The sequence below is a fragment of the Streptomyces sp. NPDC046349 genome (assembly GCF_055587885.1).
The window spans coordinates 398,135-419,622 of sequence record NZ_JBVJFK010000005.1 but is presented as its reverse complement, the minus strand read 5'-3'; the positions used below and the strand labels follow the sequence as shown (position 1 = coordinate 419,622).

Annotated in this window: 20 protein-coding genes; 9 read left to right on the top strand and 11 right to left on the bottom strand. The window is 73.4% G+C overall.

Going from position 1 to position 21,488, the window contains the following annotated elements; translation table 11 throughout:
- Nucleotides 1-93: 93 nt before the first annotated feature.
- Nucleotides 94-954: an esterase/lipase family protein gene (locus ACZ6JS_RS14985; protein ID WP_469298008.1), complete on the top strand. Its 861-nt coding sequence runs from the start codon at nt 94-96 to the stop codon at nt 952-954.
- Nucleotides 955-994: 40 nt separating this feature from the next.
- Here ACZ6JS_RS14985 and ACZ6JS_RS14980 read toward each other — a convergent pair whose 3' ends face one another.
- The 3 genes from ACZ6JS_RS14980 to ACZ6JS_RS14970 form a co-directional block, all read right to left on the bottom strand.
- Nucleotides 995-2,056, bottom strand: coding sequence for a lytic polysaccharide monooxygenase auxiliary activity family 9 protein (locus ACZ6JS_RS14980; RefSeq protein WP_469298007.1), 1,062 nt, complete (start codon nt 2,054-2,056; stop codon nt 995-997).
- 230 nt (nt 2,057-2,286) lie between these two features.
- On the bottom strand, nt 2,287-2,769 hold the full coding sequence (locus tag ACZ6JS_RS14975; protein WP_469298006.1) for a ribonuclease FAU-1 family protein: 483 nt from the start codon (nt 2,767-2,769) through the stop codon (nt 2,287-2,289).
- On the bottom strand, nt 2,754-3,707 hold the full coding sequence (locus ACZ6JS_RS14970; RefSeq protein WP_469298004.1) for a GNAT family N-acetyltransferase: 954 nt from the start codon (nt 3,705-3,707) through the stop codon (nt 2,754-2,756). Before ACZ6JS_RS14970 ends, ACZ6JS_RS14975 begins: the two co-directional genes overlap by 16 nt.
- Before the next feature lie 71 nt (nt 3,708-3,778).
- Here ACZ6JS_RS14970 and ACZ6JS_RS14965 point away from each other — a divergent pair, with 71 nt between their 5' ends.
- Nucleotides 3,779-4,168, top strand: coding sequence for a GntR family transcriptional regulator (locus tag ACZ6JS_RS14965; protein WP_031154007.1), 390 nt, complete (start codon nt 3,779-3,781; stop codon nt 4,166-4,168).
- 233 nt (nt 4,169-4,401) lie between these two features.
- On the opposite strand, the gene ACZ6JS_RS14960 is transcribed toward ACZ6JS_RS14965, so the two are convergent.
- Complete coding sequence (locus tag ACZ6JS_RS14960; RefSeq protein WP_469298003.1) at nt 4,402-5,496, bottom strand: DUF5925 domain-containing protein; 1,095 nt, start codon at nt 5,494-5,496, stop codon at nt 4,402-4,404.
- Between the two features lie 199 nt (nt 5,497-5,695).
- Between ACZ6JS_RS14960 and ACZ6JS_RS14955 the strand changes: the two genes are divergently transcribed.
- On the top strand, nt 5,696-6,505 hold the full coding sequence (locus tag ACZ6JS_RS14955; RefSeq protein WP_469298002.1) for an SGNH/GDSL hydrolase family protein: 810 nt from the start codon (nt 5,696-5,698) through the stop codon (nt 6,503-6,505).
- On the opposite strand, the gene ACZ6JS_RS14950 is transcribed toward ACZ6JS_RS14955, so the two are convergent.
- Nucleotides 6,475-8,157, bottom strand: a complete 1,683-nt coding sequence (locus ACZ6JS_RS14950) for a serine/threonine-protein kinase (protein WP_469298001.1) — start codon at nt 8,155-8,157, stop codon at nt 6,475-6,477. The two genes, ACZ6JS_RS14955 and ACZ6JS_RS14950, sit on opposite strands and share 31 nt — an antisense overlap.
- A gap of 290 nt (nt 8,158-8,447) precedes the next feature.
- Here ACZ6JS_RS14950 and ACZ6JS_RS14945 point away from each other — a divergent pair, with 290 nt between their 5' ends.
- Entirely contained in the window at nt 8,448-8,717 is a 270-nt protein-coding gene (locus ACZ6JS_RS14945; protein WP_076046471.1) for a hypothetical protein, read from the top strand.
- Nucleotides 8,718-8,768: 51 nt separating this feature from the next.
- On the opposite strand, the gene ACZ6JS_RS14940 is transcribed toward ACZ6JS_RS14945, so the two are convergent.
- From ACZ6JS_RS14940 to ACZ6JS_RS14930, 3 genes are all read right to left on the bottom strand, one after another.
- Nucleotides 8,769-9,965 carry a CaiB/BaiF CoA transferase family protein gene (locus tag ACZ6JS_RS14940; protein WP_469297999.1) on the bottom strand — a complete coding sequence of 399 codons (1,197 nt, stop codon included), beginning with the start codon at nt 9,963-9,965 and terminating at the stop codon, nt 8,769-8,771.
- A 68-nt stretch (nt 9,966-10,033) separates the two neighbouring features.
- Nucleotides 10,034-10,834, bottom strand: coding sequence for an ABC transporter permease (locus tag ACZ6JS_RS14935; protein WP_469297998.1), 801 nt, complete (start codon nt 10,832-10,834; stop codon nt 10,034-10,036).
- Complete coding sequence (locus ACZ6JS_RS14930; protein WP_469297997.1) at nt 10,831-11,811, bottom strand: ATP-binding cassette domain-containing protein; 981 nt, start codon at nt 11,809-11,811, stop codon at nt 10,831-10,833. Before ACZ6JS_RS14930 ends, ACZ6JS_RS14935 begins: the two co-directional genes overlap by 4 nt.
- 73 nt (nt 11,812-11,884) lie before the next feature.
- Between ACZ6JS_RS14930 and ACZ6JS_RS14925 the strand changes: the two genes are divergently transcribed.
- Complete coding sequence (locus ACZ6JS_RS14925) at nt 11,885-12,610, top strand: TetR/AcrR family transcriptional regulator (protein ID WP_469297995.1); 726 nt, start codon at nt 11,885-11,887, stop codon at nt 12,608-12,610.
- 276 nt (nt 12,611-12,886) lie between these two features.
- Here the strand turns inward: ACZ6JS_RS14925 and ACZ6JS_RS14920 are convergent, their stop codons facing one another.
- Nucleotides 12,887-14,011: a type ISP restriction/modification enzyme gene (locus ACZ6JS_RS14920; protein ID WP_469298123.1), complete on the bottom strand. Its 1,125-nt coding sequence runs from the start codon at nt 14,009-14,011 to the stop codon at nt 12,887-12,889.
- 148 nt (nt 14,012-14,159) lie between these two features.
- Between ACZ6JS_RS14920 and ACZ6JS_RS14915 the strand changes: the two genes are divergently transcribed.
- A complete protein-coding gene (locus ACZ6JS_RS14915) occupies nt 14,160-14,321 on the top strand; it encodes a hypothetical protein (RefSeq protein ID WP_469297994.1) in 162 nt (53 codons plus the stop codon).
- A gap of 37 nt (nt 14,322-14,358) precedes the next feature.
- Here the strand turns inward: ACZ6JS_RS14915 and ACZ6JS_RS14910 are convergent, their stop codons facing one another.
- Both ACZ6JS_RS14910 and hmgA read right to left on the bottom strand, forming a co-directional pair.
- Complete coding sequence (locus ACZ6JS_RS14910; protein ID WP_469297993.1) at nt 14,359-15,108, bottom strand: GntR family transcriptional regulator; 750 nt, start codon at nt 15,106-15,108, stop codon at nt 14,359-14,361.
- Nucleotides 15,109-15,171: 63 nt separating this feature from the next.
- The gene (gene hmgA / locus ACZ6JS_RS14905; protein ID WP_469297991.1) at nt 15,172-16,500 is read right to left on the bottom strand and encodes a homogentisate 1,2-dioxygenase; all 1,329 of its coding nucleotides are present in this window, start codon (nt 16,498-16,500) and stop codon (nt 15,172-15,174) included.
- A gap of 230 nt (nt 16,501-16,730) precedes the next feature.
- Between hmgA and ACZ6JS_RS14900 the strand changes: the two genes are divergently transcribed.
- From ACZ6JS_RS14900 to ACZ6JS_RS14890, 3 genes are all read left to right on the top strand, one after another.
- The gene (locus ACZ6JS_RS14900; RefSeq protein ID WP_469297989.1) at nt 16,731-18,902 is read left to right on the top strand and encodes a right-handed parallel beta-helix repeat-containing protein; all 2,172 of its coding nucleotides are present in this window, start codon (nt 16,731-16,733) and stop codon (nt 18,900-18,902) included.
- A complete protein-coding gene (locus ACZ6JS_RS14895) occupies nt 18,899-19,918 on the top strand; it encodes a cupredoxin domain-containing protein (protein ID WP_469297987.1) in 1,020 nt (339 codons plus the stop codon). Before ACZ6JS_RS14900 ends, ACZ6JS_RS14895 begins: the two co-directional genes overlap by 4 nt.
- 184 nt (nt 19,919-20,102) lie before the next feature.
- Nucleotides 20,103-21,461, top strand: a complete 1,359-nt coding sequence (locus tag ACZ6JS_RS14890) for a hypothetical protein (RefSeq protein WP_469297985.1) — start codon at nt 20,103-20,105, stop codon at nt 21,459-21,461.
- Nucleotides 21,462-21,488: the final 27 nt, after the last annotated feature.

Sequence of the window (21,488 nt, the reverse complement as noted above, 5' to 3'; positions counted from 1 at the left end):
GTAATTTAGCGTCAGCAGCGCCCCCTTGTGATCCGGATCACGGGACGAATCCCCACGCTCATCCCCTTGAGTCGACCGCAAGGAGATCACACGATGCTGCCCTGGAGACGCCTGCTCCGCCCGCTGGCCGTCCTCACCCTCACCGCCGCCGCGCTCGTCGCCCCCACCGGCGCAGCGCACGCCGCATCCGCCCCCACCAGCGGCTGGAACAACTGGTCCTGCAAGCCGTCCGCCGCCCATCCGCGCCCTGTCGTCCTCGTCCACGGAACCTTCGGCAACTCCTGGGACAACTGGCTCGGCCTCGCCCCGTACCTCGTGCACCGCGGGTACTGCGTCTACTCGCTCGACTACGGCCAGCTGCCCGGCGTGCCCTTCTTCAACGGGCTCGGCCCCATCGACAAGTCCGCCGAACAGCTCGACGTCTTCGTCGACAAGGTGCTCGCCTCGACCGGCGCGTCCAAGACCGACATCATCGGGCACTCACAGGGCGGCATGATGCCGCGCTACTACCTGAAGTTCCTCGGCGGTGCGGAGAAGGTGAACGCCCTGGTCGGGCTCGCCCCCGACAACCACGGCACCACCCTGCTCGGCTTCACCAAGCTCCTCCCGTACTTCCCCGGGGCCGAGGACCTGATCAGCAGTGCGACGCCGGGCCTCGCCGACCAGATCGCCGGCTCCGCCTTCCTGCAGAAGCTCAACGAGGGCGGGGACACCGTGCCCGGGGTGAAGTACACGGTGATCGCCACCAAGTACGACGAGGTGGTGACGCCGTACCGGAGCGGCTTCCTGGAGGGGCCGAACGTACGCAACGTCGTGCTCCAGGACCTGTGCTTCCTGGACCTGTCGGAGCACGTGGCCATCGGGCTCACCGACCGGATCGCCTGGCACGAGGCGGTCAACGCCCTCGACCCGGCCAATGCCGAACGGACCACCTGCGCCTCGGTCTTCGACTGACCGGGCGCGGGCGGTCCGCTCGGGGGGACGTCCGGTTCGACTAGCGGCCGTGGCGGCCCGCCGTCGTCGCACGGCGGCGGGCCATCGCGAACAGCACGGCCGCGCCGACGGCCAGGGCGCCGGCCCCGGCGACGGCGATGGAGGGGGTGGCGCTGTTGCCGCCGGTCTCCGCCAGGTTGCCGCCCGCCGGCGCGCCCGGCTCAGCCGGGTTCGCGGGGGCGGACGAGGACGGGGACGGGAGGGAGGCGCCGGCCGCGCCGTTCGTCTTCGGGTCGTTGTTGCCGTGGCCGTTGTGCTCCACCGAGGACTTGCCGGCGCCGTCGGCGATCTGCTGGTCGGTGGGGGCGGAAGGCTTGTCGGACGGCTTCGACCCGCTGCCGGTGCCGGTGCCGGTGCCGGTGCCGGGCTTGGTGCTGGGGGAGGCTCCCGTAACGCCGTTGCTGCCGTTGCCGCCGTTGTCCTTGCCGAAGACCACGTCCGAGCAGGTGTAGAAGGCCTCCGGGCTGTCGGAGCGCTGCCAGATGCTGTAGATCAGGTGACGGCCGGACTTGTTCGGGACGGTCCCGGAGAAGACGTAGTCGCCGTTCTGCATGCCCGGGTCGGTGGCCTTCGCGAACGGCGCGGGCTCCAGGTCGGACCACTTCAGCGGCTTCGACGGGTCGTAGCCGTCCTTCGTCACGTACAGCTCGAAGGAGCCCTTGTGCGGGGCCGTCCCCTTGTAGCGGAAGGTGTGCGGACCGGCGGAGATCGGGCTGGCCGGCCAGTCGCCGCGGGCGAGGTCCAGGCCCTGGTACTTGTCGTTGCCTGCGGAGCACAGCTGGCCGTTCGGGATCAGCGCCCGGTGGTTCCCGGCGGCGTTGGCGATGTTGACGGCGTTCCAGTCGTAGAACGCCTGGGCCCCGCTCGCGGCGACCGCCGCCTTGCAGGCCGCCGACCTCGGCGACTCCGGACCCTCCGCGTAGCACGCCGCGACCCGGCTGACGGGGTCCGTCATCGAACCGTGGGCGGCCGCGGGCCCGGCGGCGTACGCGGCCAGCGCGAGCGGGGCGAGACCGGCGGCGGCGATACGGACCGGCGTCACGGTACGGCGGCGTGCGGGCATGAGTGGATCTCCTTCGGGCAAGGCGGGGCGCGCCTGCGGAAATCGGGCTCGGTGGCGCCGCCCCCCGGCGGCGCCACGACCGGCCCTTCCTGTCCTGGCCCCGCCAAGCTAGCCCCCGGACCACGCCTTTTCGCCGTACGGAGGCCCCACGGAAGGATCCTTAGGCTCCGCTTAAGGAGGGGAAAAGAGCGCCATGAGGAACCGCCCCCGACCCACGGGGAAGAGCCGCTCTACCTCAGGAGCGCGGACAGGCCGGACGCCGAACGGGCCTGGTCGTCCAGGGCGTCCAGGGCGCGGACGGCCTGGGCCGCCGCCTCCGGGTCGCTCGTGGCGAGCCCGCTCGCGGCGAACTCGTCCTCGTCCAGCCGCAGTACGGATGTCCCGTCCGCCGAGACCCACAGGTCGAGGTCGAGGTCCTCCACGAGGATCTCCCCGCTCTGGACGTGGACCGGTCGCGTCACGTCGCAGTACCAGCCCTTCAGGACGCCGTCACCCGTGCGTACCTCCTTGACCGCGTACCAGCGGGTGCGCCAGAAGTGCTCGACGAACACGTCGCCCGGCTCGAAGCGGACGAAGCCGAAGTCCCGTACGCCCTCCGCAGCCCACGGGGCCCGTACGGAGATGCGGTCGCCGTCGTCCGCGACCCGCGTCGCCGGATAGCGGATCCTGGTCCTGCCCGCCTTGGTCAGGACGACGGTCAGCTGCTCGGCCACTGGGTCCCAAGCCTCCTCGTGTAGTGCGTCTCGGTCGCGCAGATCTCGTACCCGAACCACCGGTTGATGGCGAGCATCGGGTCGTTGCCGGCGTCGTTGCCCGTGAACGCCTCCGTGTAGCCGGCCGCGCGGGCCCGGTGCAGGGAGGTGTTCTTGGCGAGCTTGGCCAGGCCGCGGCCGCGGAAGGCGCGCAGCGTCCCGGTCATGGCCGAGGCGTAGCGGGTGGCGCCGTCGGTCTGGGCGGCGCTGAAGGCCACCGCCTTCCCGTCGACCAGGGCGACGGTCGTCAGCTCCTTGTCGAGGCAGGGGTTGTGCCAGGTGTGGGTCAGCCAGTCCTCGTAGTCGTCGAGCTCGGCTCCCACGTCACTCGGTTCGTCGGCCGTGGTCTCCGCGTCGATCTCGAAGAGGGGGCGGGGGTCCCGGGTGAAGGCGTCGGCGGGCAGCAGCTCCACCCCCGCCGGGAGGGCCTCCGGGAGCGGGGGCAGCACGGCCGCGGTCAGGTCCAGGCGCAGGAAGTGCGCCGAGCGGCCGGGCCGGTAGCCGTGCCGCTCGGCGAAGGCGCGGTGCGCGGGCTCGTCGAGGACCCAGGCGTAGGAGTCCACCGCGCCCCGGGCGGCGAGGTGCTCCTCGGCCGCGCGCAGGAGGAGCCGGCCCGCGCCGCTGCCCCGGCGGGCGGGGTCGACGTACGCGTTGACGTATCCCTGGCCCGGCCGGGGGCTGTCGTGGGCGATACCCGTCTGGGCGCTGCCGACGACCTCGCCGTCGGGGGTCTCGGCGACGAGGACGCGGTGGTGCCTGTCCGGGTGGGCGCCGGCGAGTTCGTGGGTGACGTCCCCGGCACTGGTGATCAGGAACGGCAGGGCCGCGCGGCGTACCCGCACCACCGACTCCACGTCCTGGAGGTCGTCCGGACGGAGATCGCGGATCAGAACAGTCATGGGGCAGACGCTATGCGCGCCCGCCCGCCCGGCGCCTCCCAATTAACCGCCGATGGTGGACAATCAGGCCCGTGAGCTCGACGAACCTGAAGATCACCATCGACGGCTCGGCCGGGTCGGCCGCCCCGTACGAACAGCTGCGCGCCCAGATCGCCGCCCGGGCCCGGTCCGGGAAGCTGCCGGCCGGCTTCAAGCTGCCGACGGTACGGGGGCTGGCGGAGGACCTGGGGCTGGCCGCCAACACCGTCGCGAAGGCCTATCGGGCGCTGGAGGCCGACGGGGTGATCGAGACGCGGGGCCGCAACGGGACCTTCGTCGCCGCGGCCGGGGAGGGCGCGGCGCGCGAGGCCGCGTCGGCCGCGCAGGCGTTCGCGGAGCGGGTGCACCGGCTGGGGCTGACGGAGGCCGAGGCGGTCTCCGCCGCGACCGAAGCCCTCCGGGCCAGGTACGCCGCGAAGTAGCGCCCCGGGGCCCGTGGCCTGGGCCCCCGGGATCTGCCGCGGCCCGAGGCTGGCGGCCTGGCGGCCTGGGGCCTGCCGCGGCCCGGCTCGCGGGGCTCCGCCGCCGCACCCCCGCGCCTCTAACGCCGGCGGTGCTGGTTCTGACGCGGTGCTGGTTCTGACGAGCCCTGGTCCTCCGCCTTGCGATGCACCGCACCGGACGCCGCGCCCCGGCAGGCCTTTCCGCCGCAGCACTAGAGGTAGAGGCCCGCCTCGGAGTGGGGCTGCGGGGGCAGGACCGCGGCCGGGCCCGTGCCGCGACGCAGGGCGAAGAGTTCGGCCAGGGTGGCGCCCTCGCGGGAGACGCCCTCTTCGGTGCCCAGCCAGTCCACCGCCTCCCGGTGGGTCAGCCGGCCGACCTCGATGCGGGCGAGGCAGCGTCCGGGGCGGACCACGGCGGGGTGGAGCCGTTCCAGGTCCTCGTTGGTCGTCACGCCGACCAGGACGTTGCGGCCCTGGCCGAGCAGGCCGTCCGTCAGGTTCAGCAGCCGCGACAACGCCTGGCCGGCCGTGTGCCGGGCCTCGCCGCGGATCAGTTCGTCGCAGTCCTCCAGCAGCAGGAGCCGCCAGCGGCCCTTCGCCGTGCCCTCGTCCTCGCCGATCGCGATGTCCATCAGGTAGCCGACGTCGTTGAACAGCCGCTCGGGGTCCAGGACGCAGTCCACCTGGCACCAGTCCCGCCAGGAGCGGGCCAGCGTGCGCAGGGCGGAGGTCTTGCCCGTGCCCGGCGGCCCGTGCAACAGGAGCAGCCGGCCCGCGATGTCGTCCGGGGTCACCTTCATCAGCCGGTCCATGGCCCCGGCGACCGGTGCGGTGTAGTTGGGCCGCACCTCCGCCCACGTCCCGGCCGCGATCTGACGAGTCGTCCGGTACGGGCCTCGGCGCGGGGAGACGTACCAGAAGCCCATCGTGACGTTCTCCGGCTGCGGTTCCGGCTCGTCCTGCACGCCCTCGGTGGCCTTGCCGAGCACACCGGCGGCGAGTTCGTCGCTGATGGCCGTCACGGTCACGTCCGCCCCCCGGCTCCACCGGGAGACGAGCATGGTCCAGCCCTCGCCCTCGGCGAGGGTGGCGCTGCGGTCGCTGTCGCGCGCCGAGCGCAACACCGTGGCCTCCGCAGGCAGGAGAGTCGCCTCCGCCTTGACCCGCTCGATCGACACGCTGTGCGAGTACGGCTGCTCGCCCGAGGCGAACCGGCCGAGGAACAGAGCGTCGACGACGTCCGACGGTGAATCGCTGTCGTCGACGTTGAGCCGGATCGGCAGCGCGTCATGCGGGTTGGCTGGCATGGCGCCCATGATCCGGCACGAGGTGCCCTCGTGCACCCGTGTTTCGCCGGATCGGGTGCCAAGTTCCCTCTTCAAACGCAGGGCGGGTGAAGATTCCGGCCGCAACTCTGCCCCGAACATTCTTGGCATGGACACTTCCGGCAACCCTCGGCTGCTTGTACCACGGACTCAGGAGTAACCCCCACAAGGAGCCGCACACATGAGCAACAGAATGTCGCGCTTCGCTGCCCTGACCTCCTCCCTCTTACTCGCCGCGGGCGCCGTGCTGTTCGGTGCCGGCCAGGCGGCCGCCACCCAGGCCGACTTCGGCTACGTCGCCCTCGGCGACTCGTATTCCTCCGGCCTCGGCGCCGGCAACTACGACGGCGCCAGCGGCAACTGCAAGCGCACGACCCGCGCCTACCCCGCCCTCTGGGCCGCGGCCCACTCCCCGCAGACCTTCGCCTTCACCGCCTGCTCCGGCGCCCGTACGGGTGACGTGCTCTCCGGCCAGCTCGGTCCCCTCAACTCCGGAACCGACCTGGTCAGCATCACCATCGGCGGCAACGACGCCGGGTTCGCCGACGTCATGACGACCTGTGTGCTCCAGTCCGAATCCACCTGTGTCAACCGCGTGAACCAGGCCAAGGCCTACGTGGACTCCACCCTCCCCGGCCTGCTCGACCAGGTCTACAGCGCCATCGACAGCCGGGCACCCGCCGCCCGCGTCGTCGTCCTCGGCTATCCCCGCTTCTACAAGCTGAACGGCACCTGCACGACGGGTCTGAGCGAGGCCGAGCGCGCCGCCATCAACGGCGCGGCCGACCACCTCAACGCCGCCATCGCCAAACGCGCCGCGAACCACGGCTTCACCTTCGCCTCGGTCGCCGGATCCTTCACGGGCCACGAGATCTGCTCCGGCAGCCCGTGGCTGCACAGCGTCAACTGGCTGAACATGGCCGAGTCCTACCACCCGACCGCCGCCGGGCAGTCCGGCGGCTACCTGCCCGTCCTCACCAACGCCGCCTGATCCGACCCGCCCGCCTCCGGGGTCGCCGCCGCACTCGCCGTCGGCGACACCGGGGACGCGCTCGCGCCGGGGGAGGAGGCCCCGCCCGACGGGGTCGCCCTCTCGCACGCGACGGAGGTCGCCACCCAGTCCGTGGCGGCCTCCGCCGGTCCCCGCACCTCCAGCCGGATCGCGTCCTCGAAGACCTCACCGGGGACGTGCGTGAACTCGGTGTGCTCCAGCCGCCGGCTCTTCGGCCCGGCCGCCTCGTACGTGACGGACTGCCAGCCGGGCCCGGACGTCCGACCGCTCCGCGTGGCCCAGCGGTACTCGAGCACCACCGGGACCCGCTCCACCTCGACCGTCGCGCTGAAGGCGGGCGCGTGCCCGGCGGGCGGCGGACAGCTACCGGTGTACCTGGTGCGCACCGCGTCGACGTACACCGAGACGTGTCGGCCCGCGGTGGGCGAGGTCGGAGCCGAGGGCGATGCGGGCGCGGACGTCGGCGCCCTCGCCGTGGTGGCGGCCGGTGTGGTGGCCGGGCCCGTCGGGGCGCCCCCGGTCCCGCTGCGGCCGCCCTCGTCCCCGAGATCCCTGAGCAGCACCCACCCCAGTACGCCCAGGGCGAGCAGCAGCACCACGATCCCGGCGAAGAGCACCGGCCCGGCCGCGCCCCGGCCCTGCCCGGGCCCGGCCCCCGGCACCGGCCCGCTCGCCGGAACCGGTTCGGGCGCCGGAGCCGGCGACGGCCCGTACGGCCCGCCGCCCCGCGGTTCGTGCCCGAGGCGTGCCGTCGGCATCGGTGCGCCCGGTCCCGACACCGTCCCGCCGGAGACCCGTACGGCACCGCCCGCGGCCACCACCCGCAGCATCCGGGCCGCCTCCGCCGCGTCCAGCCGCTCCGCGGGGTCCTTGCGCAGCAGCCCGGCCAGGGCGGGCTCCAGCGGGCCGGCCCGGCGCGCCGGGGGCGGCTCCTCGTCCACCACGGCCCGCAGCGTGTCCAGTGCGGTGGCCTGCCGGAACGGCGAGACCCCCTCGACGCAGGCGTAGAGCATGACCCCGAGCGACCACAGGTCCGACCCGGGGCCGGGTTCGCGCCCCAACGGCCGCTCAGGAGAGAGGAATTCAGGGGATCCGACGACCTCGCCCGTCATGGTGATGGCGGAGGAGCCCTCCAGACTCGCGATCCCGAAGTCGCTGAGCACCACCCGGCCGTCGTTGGCGATCAGCACGTTGGCCGGCTTCACGTCCCGGTGCAGCACCCCCGAATCGTGCGCGGAGCGCAGCGCGGCCAGCACCTGCTCCCCGATGTGCGCGGCGCGCTGCGGGGTCATCGGCCCCTCCGCCTCCAGCACGTCGGCGAGCGAGAGCCCGCGCACGAGCTCCATCACGATCCAGGGCCGGCCGTCCTCGGAGGCCACGTCGTACACGGTGACCACCCCGCGGTGCGAGACCCGGGCGGCGGCCCAGGCCTCCCGCTCCAGGCGTCGGTACATGCGCCCGAGTTCGGCGGGGTCCAGCCCGGCGGGTGCGCGCACCTCCTTGACGGCCACGTCGCGGGCCAGCACCTCGTCCCGGGCCCGCCACACCACGCCCATCCCGCCGCGGCCGATCTGCTCCAGCAGCCGGTAGCGGCCGGAGACGACACGATCGGAGTTGGATTCCTCACTCACGCGAGCCCCCCGAGTGCTTCCGTGCGCCCATGCGTCATCGACCGGTCACTCCAAGTTAGCGCAGTGGGCGTCGGGCGGCCCCTGTCGTGACGAGACTCGCGCCGAGCTCTTCCGGAGCGTGATGTCCGCGTTCGCTTCTGTGCGGAGAGTAACGGGCGACTCCGCTGAGTAATCGTCAACTCCCTGTCCCCGCAGGGGTAATTCACACCACCGGGATACCCGCGGGCAACGCGGGGGCGATAGGGTTAACCTGCCCGGGCCGGGTGCCCTCGTACGGGTGGGGAGAGATCATGGAACAGATAGCAATGCGCAGCAGGCCGCCTCGCGTGCCTGCCATCACTTGCGGCAGCAGTGCGACCAGCTCGCGCCTCGACCGCCACCTCGCCGTGCTGGGCGGACCCGCCGTCCCGCACCGGGAGACCGCGGAGGCGACGCTGCTGATGCGCGAGCTCACCTCCCGCGACCACACACACCGCCTGCGGAGCCGGAGCGCGCGCGTCTCGCTCTTCGCGCCGCTGCGCCGCCTGCGTCGCACGCTCTTCGGCAGCCGCCGCTCGTAACAGACCCCGCACCCGCGGCCGTTCGCCCTCCCGGCATCCGGCCACCCGGCCCTAAGCGATCACACCGTCCCGGCGCAGTTCCGAGATCCGTGCGCCCGCCATCCCCAGGGCGCGCAGGAGGTCATCGGTGTGCTCACCCAGCGCGGGCACCGCACCCATGTGCGGTGCCGCGCCGCCCGGCAGCCCGATCGGCGGCAGCAGGGCCCGCAGCGGACCGACCGGCGATCCCACCTCCCGCCACCGGTCCCGGGCTGCGAGCTGCGGGTGCCCGGCCAGTTGGGCCACCGAGTTCAGCCGCGCGCAGGCGATGCCCGCGGCCTCCAGTCGCGCGATCGCCTCGTCCGCGTCCAGCCCGCCCAGCGCCTCCGCCACGACCGCGTCGGTCCCCTCCCGGTTCATTGCCCGCGCCGTGTTCGTCGCGTACGCCGGATCCTCGGCCAACTCGGGCCGTTCCAGTACCTGTTGTGTGAGGCGCCGCCACTCGCGGTCGTTCTGCACCGACAGCAGCACCCGGTCCCCGTCCGCCGTCGCGTAGGCGTCGTACGGGGCGATCACCGCGTGTGCGAGCCCCGTGCGCACCGGCTGCTCCCCGCCGTGCATCGTGTGGTGCAGGGGGTGCCCCATCCATTCGGCGAGCGAGTCCAGCATGGACACCTCCACCCGGCCGCCGCGGCCGGTGACGCCGCGCCGCAGCAGCGCGGCCAGCACCCCGGAGAAGGCGTACATGGCCGCCGCGATGTCGGCCGCAGGGATCCCCGCCTTGACGGGCTGCTCCGGGGTGCCGGTCACCGACACCAGCCCCGCCTCGCACTGCACCAGCATGTCGTAGGCGCGCTTGTGGGCGTACGGGCCCTGCGCGCCGTACCCGGACACGTCCACGGCGACCAGCCGCGGGTAGCGGGCGCAGAGTGCGGCCGAGTCGAGCCCGAGGCGGGCGGCGGCCCCCTGGGCGAGGTTCTGTACGAAGACGTCCGCGTCGGCCAGCAGGCCGTGCAGCACCTCACGCCCGCGGGGGTCCTTCAGGTCGAGCGCGATCGACTCCTTGCCCCGGTTCGCCCACACGAAGTGCGAGGCGAGGCCGTGCGCGGCGGTGTCGTACCCACGGGCGAAGTCGCCGCCGTCGGGACGCTCGACCTTGATCACCCTGGCTCCGAGGTCGGCGAGCTGGCGGGTGGCGAAGGGGGCCGAGACGGCCTGTTCGACGGCGACGACGGTGATGCCGTCCAGGGGCAGCGGTTCGGTGGTCATGAAGCCCTGCCTACCGGGTCGGACGGGGGTCTGTCACCACTCGGCGGCCGATATGGGCCGTTGATCGCCTATGAGTACCGCTCTCGGGCCCCGCCGCGGGCGAACCGGCTGGTGGCCAGGGGCACGAACACCAGGAGGAGCAGCGCCGACCACAGCAGCGCCCCGGCCACCGGATGTGCGGCGGGCCAGGCGGCGTCCGCGCCGGCCCGCGCACCGGCGTTGCCGCACAGCTCGCGTACGGCGGTGGCGACGGCACTGATCGGGTTCCACTCGGCGACCGTGCGCACCCACCCCGGCAGGCCTGCGGTCGGCAGGTACGCGCTGGAGAGCATCGGCAGGACGAAGGTGACGCTGCCCAGCTGGCCCGCCGCCTCCTCGCTGCTGCTCAGCAGGCCCAGGTACGTGCCCGCCCAGGCGGTGGCGAAGCGGAAGAGCAGCAGCACCCCCAGGGCCCCCAGCCCGCCGTGCAGGCTCTCGATCCGCCAGCCCATCGCCAGCCCCACCAGCATCAGCGGCACCATCGAAACGGCCGTGGTGAGCAGGTCGGCCGCGGTCTGCCCGAGCGGCACGGCGCTGCGGCTCATCGGCAGGGTCCGAAAGCGGTCCATCACCCCGCGGTGGGCGTCCTGCGCAGCCGTGAACATGCCGGTCATCAGGCCGTTCGCGGCCGTGGCGGCGAGCAGCCCCGGTACCAGGAACTCCCGGTACTCGGCGCCCGGCACGGCGAGCGCGCTGCCGAATACGTAGCCGAAGAAGAGCAGCATCGTGATCGGCATGGTCTGGGTGAGGACCAGGAGCGCCGGTGCGTGCCGGGCCTTCTGCAACTGGCGGGTGAGGACGGCTCCGCCGTCCGACAGCAGCGTGCTCATGCGGCGGTCTCCTGCTCGTGGCCGGCGGTGCCCCTTGCGGTGTGCGCGCGGGTGAGGCGGAGGAACACCTCGTCGAGGGTGGGCGGGCGCAGGCGGGCGTCGGTGACCGGGACGCCGGCGGTGTCGAGCTCGCGGATGATCCGCGGCAGGGTGATCCCGGAGTCGAGGAACGTCACGCCGACGGTCAGCCGTTCCTCGTCGAGCACGGGCCGCCCGCCGGTGAGCCGGTCGAGTACGGCGGCCGCGCCCGCGAGTTCCCCCCGCGCGGTGACGGCGACCTCCGCGCGGGAGCCGATCCGGGCCTTGAGGCGGGCGGGGGTGCCGCCGGCGAGGACGCGGCCCTCGGAGACGACCACGACGTCGTCGGCCAACCGGTCCGCCTCCTCCAGGTACTGGGTGGTCAGCAGCACCGTGGTGCCGTCCGCCGAGAGCGTGCGCACCGCTGTCCAGATGTGCTCGCGGGCGGCCGGATCCAGGCCGGTGGTCGGCTCGTCGAGGAAGAGGACCCGGGGGCGGGTGACGAGTCCGGCGGCCAGGTCCAGGCGCCGGCGCATGCCGCCGGACCAGGTGGAGGCCACGCGGTCGGCGGCCTCGCCGAGTCCGAAGCGCTCCAGCAGTTCGTCGGCGCGGGTTCGGTCCGCGGAGCCCCGCAGTCCGGCGAGGCGCGCGAACAACCGGAGGTTCTGGCGGCCCGTCAGGTCCCCGTCCACGGAGGCGTACTGGCCGGTCACGCCGATGGCGCGGCGGACGGCCGCCGGGTCGCGGGTGACGTCGTGGCCGGCGACGAGGGCGTGGCCGCCGGTGGGCGCGGTGAGGGTGGTGAGGATCCGGACTGCGGTGGTCTTGCCCGCGCCGTTGGGCCCGAGGAGGCCGCAGACCGAACCCTCGGGGACGGCGAGGTCGAGGCCGCGCAGGGCGTGTACCTGCCCGAAACTCTTCTGCAGACCCTCACTAAGTACAGCGTACGTAGTCGTCATGCGTGCCACCGTAGCGCATTACGTACGGCGTACGTAACTAAGATGGTGTCGAGACGACGAGGTGATCTGAGCGATGACAGCCGGCGGGCGACCCGCTGAACCCGAAGTGATCTGGTCCCGCCCCCAGCGGGCCGGCCGAGGACCCAGGCCCGCGCACAGCCGCGAGTCGATCGCGGCCGAGGCCGTGCGGATCGCCGACGCGGAGGGGATCGAGGCCGTCTCCATGCGGCGCGTCGCCGCCGGGATCGGCGCGGGGACCATGTCCCTCTACAACTACGTGCCGCGCAAGGAGGAGCTCTACGAGCTCATGGTCGACGCGGTCGGCGGGGAGTACGACCTCACCGCGCCGACCGGCGACTGGCGGGCCGATCTGCTGGCCCTCGCCCGCCAGACACGGGCGCTGATGCACCGCCACCCGTGGCTGCCGCGCCTGCTGACCCCCGTGTACGGCTTCAGCCCGAACGCCCTGCGCTACCTGGAGCACAGCCTGGAGTGCCTGGCGCCGCTGGACGTGCCCGACGCCGAGAAGCTGGAACTCGTCGCCGCCGTCAACGGCACCGTCGCGACCTACGTGGCGGGCGAGCTGGCGCTGGCCGAGCGGGCCCGCGCGCTGCCCTGGAGCGAGGCCGAGGAGCAGAGCGTACGGACGGCCTGGCTCGGCTCCCGGCTGGCCACGGGGGAGTACCCGCGGCTTGCGGCGGCCGTGTCGGGCAGCGGGCCGGTCCCCGGGGCCGGCCTGGACATGGCCGCGGTCTTCGACCGCTCCGTGAGCCGGCTGCTCGGCGCCTGGGGGACGTGACGCCGGGTGCCGACCTGTACGGCGGCCTGTCCGCTGCCCTGAACGGCTGACGGCGCGACCGGCCGGCCGACGACCGGCAGCGGCGACCGGGGCGCGGCGCGGTGCCTCGGCGCACTGCCGGACGGCGCGTGTGCGTCCGGTGCGAGCCCTGGCGGCGCGGCCCTGCCTCGTACGGTGCGCCCGCCCCGGCGCCGCAACCCCGGCCCTCCCCGTCCTGTCTCGGATTCGCAGCAGGCCGCAGCAGGTCGCAGCAGGCCGCAGCAGGTGGCAGCAGGCTCACAGCAGGGCGAACTGGCCGCCGGGGCCCTCCTCCTGGTGGTCCAGAACGGAGGCCGGGCGCCGGCTCCAGGCCGGCGGCGGCAGCACCCCGGCCGTGCGCAGCTCCGCGGCCGAAAGGCCCGGACCGGGCTCGAACGCGGCCCGCTCCGGGGCCAGTTCCGCCAGCAGCGCCAGCGTCGTCACCAGCGCGAGCAGTTCCGAGGTCCAGCTCTGCGGCCACTCGGCGGGGCCCAGCGCCGCCAGCCCGTCGGCCTCCGGTCCGCGGTGCGCCGTGCGGGCCGCGAACCAGCCCTCCAGCACGCGCACGCCCTGCACCTCGTAATCCCACGCCCCGGCCGGCACGGGGGAGACCGTGCCGCTCCCCAGCCCGAGCGTCTCGGTCTCCGCGTCGTACGACAGCTCGCGGGGCCATCCCCCGACCGCGGAGCGGACGTACGGGCGGCGCCCGCCGGGCAGCCGGGGTGCCTCCCCGCCGCGCGCCCCGCGCAGTTGGACGGTGAGCAGTCGGTGTCCCAGCTCCAGCCCGGCCCGCCAGCGCCCGGGTTCGGCCGCGAGCGGCACCTCGTACCCCCGGGGACCGGGGCGTCCGGCCGCCAGGATCCAGCACAGGACGTCCTCGGGGGTCGCCCAGCCCCCGTGCCGCTCGCCCAGCAGCGTCAGCAGGCCGGGCGCGAGGTTCGGCTCGGTCCCGCCCGGGCGCCGGTGCAGGGGGCGGATCCGGCCGAGCCGGCCGGCCGGGAGGTGCGCGGTGACCAGCGGCTCCGCGGTCTCCAGGAGGAACAACTGGTGCTCGTCGCGGACCCGCCAGAGCTCCGGGCGGGCGGTGTCGATGAGCCGCTGGTCGGGCAGGAGCCACTGCTCGTCGAAGGGCTCACGCAGGACCCGTACGGGGTCGGGGCAGGGGCCGGGGGCGTCGGCGAAGCGGGCCGTGGCCGCCGAGCGCTGCCCGGGCAGCGCGGCCGCCGAGGCGGTGGGCGTGCGGCTGCGGCTCGGGCGGAACAGCCGGTCCTGCTCGGCGCCCTCGGAGCCCGCCAGGACGGCCCAGCGGGTGCGCAGGGCCGCCGGGTCGGGCGCGGCCACCCAGTCCCGGCCCAGGCGCAGGCCGCCCACGGCCCAAGGCATCAGATCATCCAGCAGCGGGCACGGCTGCGGTGTGTCAGCGCTCACGCCGCCGATGGTAGCGACGGGCTCCGATGGCCGGGCTGCGTCCAGGCCGAAGAGCTACGCTCCTTATGTATGGATACGTACGGTATCGACCGAGGAGACGGTCATGAGCCAGTACGACGAATACTCGACCCCGTCCCAGGCCGAGGGCGAACGCCTCGACGAGGACATGGACGAGGCGCAGCGCAGGGAGCGCCACCCCCAGACGATGCGGACCACGCCGTCCCAGGCGGAGGGCGAGCGCACCGCCGAAGACGAGAAGAAGTGACGGCGGGCGGCGGCGACGCCAGGGGTGACGCCGCCGGTCAGTGCGCGTCGACCGTCACCGTGAAGGAGAACCGGTCACCCCGGTAGCGGATCCGCGCGACGTCCACCACCCGGCCGTCCTCGGCGTAGGTCACGCCCGTGTAGTGCAGGATCGGGCTGAGGAGCGGGACCTGGAGCAGGTCGGCCGTCTCGGGGTCCGCGAGCCGGGCCTCCACGGTGTCCGTGATCCGGCTGATGCGCACCCCCACGACGTCCCGCAGCACCTTCGTCATGGGCCAGCGCTCCAGATCGGCGACGTCGACGGCCTCGGCGACCTCCGGCAGGACCGCGTTCTCCGCCCAGTTCGTCGGCTCGCCGCTCTCCCGGTCGCGCCGCAGACGCCGGTACGTGACCACTTCGGACGTGTCCGGGAAGTGGTCCAGCAGCTCCCCGGCCACAGGCGTGCGCCCGTGGCCGAGCACCGTGGTGCGCTCGCCCGACTGCTGGGCCACGATCGCGTCGACCGAGCCCAGCAACCGGACCGGGGTGCTGCGCAGCGCACCCGGCTCGATGAAGGTGCCGCGCCGCCGGTGCCGACTGATCAGACCCTCGCCCTCGAGCTCCTTGAGTGCCTGCCGCATGGTCAGCACGCTCACCCCGTAGTGCTCGGCGAGCTGCTCCTCGGTGGGCAGGCGCAGTGAGGCGTCCGGGGTGCGCCCCAGTATCGAGGCGCGCAGTGACTGCGAAACCTGATACCAGAGCGGGAGCTTCCGGTTCAGGACCAGCGAGTCGGGGGCGAAGGCGGTCACGGGTGGATCTCCGAACGGCTGGACGGGACTGACGTGCGGCGCATGCAGGGTATGCAGTGCAGGTCAGGCACGGAAGTGGCGCTGCAGACCCTGCCACACGTCGTCGTACCCGCGCTGGAGGTGCTCCGCGCCGGCCGCCTGGGCGGTGGCGGTGATCGGCCAGCGGGTCTCGAACATGAAGGCCAGGCCGTCGTCGATCTTCTGCGGCTTCAGCTCGGCGGCGCTGGCCTTGTCGAAGGTCTCGTGGTCGGGGCCGTGCGCGGACATCATGTTGTGGAGCGAGCCGCCGCCCGGGACGAAGCCCTCCGCCTTCGCGTCGTAGGCGCCCTCGATCAGGCCCATGTACTCGCTCATCACGTTGCGGTGGAAGTACGGCGGACGGAAGGTGTCCTCGCCGACCAGCCAGCGCGGCGCGAAGACCACGAAGTCCACGCCCGCCAGCCCCGGGGTGTCCGAGGGCGAGGTCAGGACGGTGAAGATCGACGGGTCCGGGTGGTCGTAGCTGATCGTGCCCAGGACGTTGAAGCGGCGCAGGTCGTACACGTACGGAACGTGTGTGCCGTACCAGGCGACCACGTCGAGCGGGGAGTGGCCGTAAGTGGCCGACCAGAGGTTCCCGCAGAACTTGTTGATCACTTCGGTGGGGCGCTCGACGTCCTCGTACGCGGCCACCGGGGCACGGAAGTCGCGGGCGGCGGCGAGGCCGTTGGCGCCGATCGGGCCGAGGTCCGGCAGGACGAAGGGCTGGCCGTAGTTCTCGCAGACGTAGCCGCGGGCGTCGGCACCCAGCAGCTCGACGCGGAAGCGGACGCCGCGCGGGATGAGCGCGACCTCGCCCGGGCCGGCGGAGAGCAGGCCCAGCTCGGTGCGCAGGAGCAGGCCGCCGCGCTCGGGGACGATCAGCAGTTCGCCGTCGGAGTCACTGAACACGCGGTCCGTCATCGACGCGTTGGCGGCGTAGAGGTGGACGGCCATGCCGGTGCGCTGGGCCGCGTCGCCGTTGCCGCCGAGGGTCCACAGGCCGGCCAGGAAGTCGGTGCCGGGGGCCGGGTCGGGCAGCGGGTTCCAGCGCAGCCGGTTCGGATCGGCGGGCGCCTCGGTGAAGGGGGCGGTGCGCAGCGCGCCGTTGTCGATCCGGGTGAAGGGCGGGTGCGCGGCCGAGGGGCGGATCCGGTAGAGCCAGGAGCGGCGGTTGTGGCTGCGGGGCTCGGTGAAGGCGCTGCCGCTGAGCTGCTCCGCGTAGAGGCCGAGGGGGGCCCGCTGGGGCGAGTTCCGGCCGAGCGGCAGTGCGCCGGGGACGGCCTCGGAGCTGTGTTCGTTGCCGAAGCCGGTGAGGTACTCCAGTGCCTCGGCCGTCTTCCTCGCCCGCTCGCTGCCGGCCTGCTCGCTCATGTGCTGCTCCCGCTCCGTCGAAGGAATCCTATGGTCGACAGTAGGATTCCGCGGCCCGCGCGTCAACGGCGGCGTCCTGGCGGCGCCGACCGCGAGTCCGCCGACGAGGCGGGAGGAAACAGCAGGATTCGGGAGGAAGGCCCGTGGGCGGGCGCGTGGGGCGCGGATCGGCTCGCGGATTCGCTCCCAGGGGGATCACAAAAGATGAACATTGCTCTACTCTCACGCGCATGTCGTGGACCCGCAGGTTCCCTGCCGTGCCGGCGGCGCTCCTAGCCGCCCTCCTCGCCCTCCTGTCCCTCTTCGCCGCCGCGCCCGCCGCCCGCGCGCACGAAGAGCGCCCGGTCACCTTCCCGGACGGATCCGGATCCGTGCCGGAGTACCGCAAGGCCGACCCCGACCTCATCGTCTGCAAGACGGACCGGCCGGCCTTCGAACGCCGGATATCCGCCTTCCCCGAGGAGCTCAGGCAGCGCAACCTCGCCCTGTACGAGCGATGCGAGAAGAGCGGCTACCGGCACCTGCAGGAAGCCGTCGACGCAGTGGACCGCCCCGGGATGAACATCGCCATCCTCCCCGGCCTCTACGAGGAGGAGCCCTCGCTGCCCAAGCCCACGGGCGAGTGCGCCGCGCTCGAGGCGCCCGACTCCGCACTCGGCTACCAGATCCTGTCGTACGAGCAGCAGGTGCGGTGCCGGCACAACCAGAACCTCGTCGCCATCCTCGGCAAGAAGAACCTGCAGATCGAGGGCACCGGCGCCTCCCGCCTTGACGTGGTGGTCGACGCCAAGTACCAGAAGCTGAACGCCATCCGCGCCGACAAGTCGGACGGCGTCTACTTCCGCAACTTCACCGCCCAGCGCACCACCTTCAACTCGCTGTACGTCCTCGCCGCCGACGGTTTCGTCATCGACGACGTGCTCACCCGGTGGAACGACGAGTACGGCTTCCTGACCTTCGCCAGCGACCACGGGCTCTACAAGAACTGCGAGTCCTACGGGAACGGCGACTCGGGCATCTATCCCGGCAGCGCGTCCGACATCAACGACGGCCGCGGCTACGAGGTTCCCCGCTACTCCATCGAGATCACCGGCTGCCGCAGCCACCACAACATGGTCGGCTACTCCGGCACCGCGGGCGACTCGGTGTGGGTGCACGACAACGAGTTCGACCAGAACATGGGCGGCGCCTCGATGGACAGTGCCTTCCCCGGCCACCCCGGACTCCCGCAGAACCATGCCAAGTTCGAGCGGAACCTGATCCACGACAACAACCAGGACTACTACCGTCACGTCGCCGACGGCACCTGCGCCAAGCCGCCGATCGAGCGCGGCTACGAGCGCGGCGTCGTCTGCCCGCAGATCTCCATGCCGCCCGGCACCGGCATCATCACCGCCGGAGGCAACTGGAACCTCTACGAGGGCAACTGGGTCTACGGGCACGAGCGCGCGGGCTTCTTCCTCAGCGCGGTCCCCGCCTTCATCCGCGGCGAGGAGGCCTGGTCGAAGCAGACGGACACCTCCCACCACAACCGCTACGCCGGCAACGTCCTCGGCAAGGACAGGTCCGGCGCCTCCCGCCCCAACGGCATGGACGTCTGGTGGGACGGCCAGGGCAGCGGCAACTGCTGGCAGGCCGGCCCCGACGGCTCCACCCCCGGCACCGTCCCCCGGTGCGGCGAGCGACGGGGCGACGTCACGGGGGCGTCGGCCCGCCTGGTCGGCGAGCCCGTCAAGCTGGTCCAGCTCCTCGTCTGCGCGGACTACAACGTCCAGGCGCGCAAACTCCCGGCCGGCTGCGACTGGTACGGCGCGCGCGGAGTGGAACGGGTGGAGACCCAGCTCGCCCTGGCCGTGGCCGCGGTGCTGCTGCTCGTCGGAGGGGTCCTGTGGTGGCGGCGCCTGCGCGGCTCCCGCCTGGGCACCGCCGCCACACTGGCCGGTCTGGCCGGCCTGGTCCTCGACGTCGCCGGCTCCACCATGGCGCTGAACGCCACCTTCGTCCCCGCCCTCGCCCTCCTGCTGCTCGGCCTGTGGTGGACGGGAGCCGGCCTGGTGCTGCGGCACGACCGCCCCTGGCTGGCGCGGCTGACCCTGCTGCTGGCCGGGCTCACCCTGCTGGACGCCTTCGACAAGGCAGTTCTGATGATCCCGTGGACCCCGCTGAGCCCCGCCTGGGTGCGGGCCCTGGTGGCCGTGGTCTGGGTCCTCTGGGCCGTCGTCGCCTCGGCCCGGCCAGGCGCCGCCCCGGCCCGCCCCGCCGGGCCGGGCGACGACCCCGAGGGCGACCGCGCCCCCGTCCCGCCGGCCCCGGCGCCGACCCTGCACGAGACCCGGGCAGCCGAGCCCGCCGAGGCGGCTCCGGGAGCCCGGGCGCCCCGAGCCGCAGGAGAGCAGACATGATCGAGCAGCGCGAAGCCCGGCCCCACGCGCAGCCCGACGACCGGCCCTGGGGCGGTACCGGTGGCCGGTCCGAAGACAAGGCCGACAACCTCACCCGCTGTGACGCCTGCCGTGCGCCGTCCTGCGCGGCCCGGACGACCCGCGCGGCGCCCGGGCACCCGCGCACCGCCCGCACCGCCCGCACCGCGGTCCTGCTCGCCCTCGCCCTGCTCCTCGCGGGCGGCGCGGCAACAGGCTGCGGCGGGCGGGCCACCACCCACCACAAGCCCGGCACCAGCCACGAGCAGGCCTCCGGCAGCGTCGGCACCCTGCTCGCCACCGCCGACGCGGCCGGCCACAAGCTCCGCGAAGTCCCGGCCGAGGGCGCCCCGCAGGTACGACTGGCCCTCCGCCCCGACGCCGAGGACGGCTGGAACCTACAGCTGAGCGTGGAGAACTTCCGCTTCACACCTGACAGCACCGGCGGCGCCGCCCTCCCGGGCGCCGGCCACGCCCACCTGGAACTCGACGGACGCAAGATCGCCAGGCTGTACGGCCCCTGGTTCCATCTGCCCGCGGCGCAGGTCCCCGAAGGCACGCACACCCTGACCGTCCGTCTCTACGCGGACGACCACACCGCCTGGGCGGTGTCCGGCAAACCCGTCGAGGGCGCGGCGCAGCTCACCGCGCCCGCGCCGGGCGCGTCCGGGGGCCACAGCCACGGCGAAGCCCCTGCGCAGCCGCCGCAGTCGCCGCCTCCGGGCCAGGAGCAGGCGGACCGCACGGTCGGCATCACGGTCCGGGACGGCAAGGTCAGCCCCGCCCCGGCCCGCACCGAACTGCGGCGCGGTGAACGCGTCGCCCTGCGCGTCACCAGCGACCGCGCGGACACCCTGCACGTCCACGGCTACGACAAGGAACTCGCCCTGCCCGCGGGCCAGGAGGCCACCCTGATCCTGACAGCCGACCGCACGGGCCTCTTCGAGGTGGAAACCCACGAGTCCGGCCTCGTCCTGACCCAACTCCTCGTCCGATGACGGCCCGCCACGCTCGGCCCGGCGCCAGCACTCCACCCGCCGCCGGCACTCCGCACGCCGCGAATCCCCCGCACGCCATCAACGCCCCACCCGTCACCGACGTCCCGGCCCGCCCGCCCGGGCTCGGGCCCGAGCCCGGGCGGGCGGGCCGGGACGTCGCAGGCGTGCGGTGCATGGCGGTCCGATGGTGAGCACGAGCCCCCTCGGCCAGGGTTACGGCAACGGTCATGACCCGGGCGTGGTCCTTCACCCGGCCGAACCGTTCACCGCGCTCGCGCACGGCATCGGATCCCAGCACGATCTGCCGATCTCTCCCTTCTACGCCTTCGCCGGCGCCTTCGCCGCGCTGTTCGTCTCCTTCCTCGCACTCGGCCTGCTCTGGTCCACCTCCCGCTTCCGCGGAGAGCACTCGGGCCTCGCCCTGCCCGCCGCCCTCCAGCGGGCGGCCGACGCGCCGGCCACTCGAACCACCCTGCGCGGACTCGGACTCGCCGCCGCGCTCGTCGTCCTCCTGTACCTCCTCCTCGGCCCCGACGACCCCGCGCACAACCCCGCTCCCGGCGCCGTCTACGTCCTCTTCTGGGTCGGACTCGTTCCCGCCTCCCTCCTCCTCGGCCCCGTCTGGCGCCTGCTCAACCCGCTGCGCACCCTGCACCACCTGCTCTCCCGCGCCCTGCACCGCCCCGGCACCGCCCACCACCCCCTTCCCGCCCGGCTGGGGCTGTGGCCCGCCGCCGCCGGACTCTTCGGCTTCACCTGGCTCGAACTCGTCTCTCCCGCTCCCGCATCCACCACCACCCTCCTGATCGCGATCGCCGCCTACACCACCGCCCAGCTGCTGCTCGCCGCCCGCTACGGCGAGAGCTGGTTCGCCGACGGAGACGCCTTCGAGGCGTACTCCGCCCTCCTCGCACGTCTCTCCCCCCTCGGCCGCCGCAGCGACGGCCGCCTCGTTCTCCGCAACCCCTTCCACGGACTCGACGCGACGCCTGAGCGGCCCGGACTCGTCGCCACCGTCTGCGTCCTGCTCGGCTCCACCGCCTACGACGGCTTCGCCGACAACCCCGCGTGGATCAACACCCTCCAGACCTCCCCCCTCGGCCGCACCCCCACGGCCACACTCGGACTGCTCGGCTCCATCGCCCTTGTCGCCACCCTCTACTGCCTGTGCGCCGTGGCCACCCGCCTCGTCGGCGGCCCGCACCCCGGCCCGCTGACCGCCTTCGCGCACTCACTCGTCCCGATCGCCCTCGGCTATCTCATCGCCCATTACTTCTCCCTCCTGGTAGTCGAAGGACCACGCACGGTAAGCATGGCATTCGGCACTGACAACGCCTCCGAACCCGCCCCACCGCTGGGGCCCGGCGGCCTCGCAACCCTCCAGGTGGTCGCCGTCGTGACCGGCCACGTCCTCGGCGTCATCGCCGCCCACGACCGCTCCGTACGGCTCTTCCCGCCCGCGAAAGCGGTGGCCGGACAGCTGCCGCTGCTCACCCTGATGATCATTTACACGATCGGGGGCCTCAGCCTCCTGCTGAACTGAGGCCCCCGCCGCATCCGGAAGCGAGGA

Excerpts from the sequence above, each read along its gene's own strand:
- ACZ6JS_RS14985 (WP_469298008.1), top strand. The coding sequence starts at position 94 with ATGCTGCCCTGGAGACGCCTGCTCCGCCCGCTGGCCGTCCTCACCCTC.
- ACZ6JS_RS14980 (WP_469298007.1), bottom strand. The coding sequence starts at position 2,056 with ATGCCCGCACGCCGCCGTACCGTGACGCCGGTCCGTATCGCCGCCGCC.
- ACZ6JS_RS14970 (WP_469298004.1), bottom strand. The coding sequence starts at position 3,707 with ATGACTGTTCTGATCCGCGATCTCCGTCCGGACGACCTCCAGGACGTG.
- ACZ6JS_RS14960 (WP_469298003.1), bottom strand. The coding sequence starts at position 5,496 with ATGCCAGCCAACCCGCATGACGCGCTGCCGATCCGGCTCAACGTCGAC.
- ACZ6JS_RS14955 (WP_469298002.1), top strand. The coding sequence starts at position 5,696 with ATGAGCAACAGAATGTCGCGCTTCGCTGCCCTGACCTCCTCCCTCTTA.
- ACZ6JS_RS14945 (WP_076046471.1), top strand. The coding sequence starts at position 8,448 with ATGGAACAGATAGCAATGCGCAGCAGGCCGCCTCGCGTGCCTGCCATC.
- ACZ6JS_RS14940 (WP_469297999.1), bottom strand. The coding sequence starts at position 9,965 with ATGACCACCGAACCGCTGCCCCTGGACGGCATCACCGTCGTCGCCGTC.
- ACZ6JS_RS14935 (WP_469297998.1), bottom strand. The coding sequence starts at position 10,834 with ATGAGCACGCTGCTGTCGGACGGCGGAGCCGTCCTCACCCGCCAGTTG.
- ACZ6JS_RS14930 (WP_469297997.1), bottom strand. The coding sequence starts at position 11,811 with ATGACGACTACGTACGCTGTACTTAGTGAGGGTCTGCAGAAGAGTTTC.
- ACZ6JS_RS14925 (WP_469297995.1), top strand. The coding sequence starts at position 11,885 with ATGACAGCCGGCGGGCGACCCGCTGAACCCGAAGTGATCTGGTCCCGC.
- ACZ6JS_RS14920 (WP_469298123.1), bottom strand. The coding sequence starts at position 14,011 with ATGCCTTGGGCCGTGGGCGGCCTGCGCCTGGGCCGGGACTGGGTGGCC.
- ACZ6JS_RS14915 (WP_469297994.1), top strand. The coding sequence starts at position 14,160 with ATGAGCCAGTACGACGAATACTCGACCCCGTCCCAGGCCGAGGGCGAA.
- hmgA (WP_469297991.1), bottom strand. The coding sequence starts at position 16,500 with ATGAGCGAGCAGGCCGGCAGCGAGCGGGCGAGGAAGACGGCCGAGGCA.
- ACZ6JS_RS14900 (WP_469297989.1), top strand. The coding sequence starts at position 16,731 with ATGTCGTGGACCCGCAGGTTCCCTGCCGTGCCGGCGGCGCTCCTAGCC.
- ACZ6JS_RS14895 (WP_469297987.1), top strand. The coding sequence starts at position 18,899 with ATGATCGAGCAGCGCGAAGCCCGGCCCCACGCGCAGCCCGACGACCGG.
- ACZ6JS_RS14890 (WP_469297985.1), top strand. The coding sequence starts at position 20,103 with ATGGTGAGCACGAGCCCCCTCGGCCAGGGTTACGGCAACGGTCATGAC.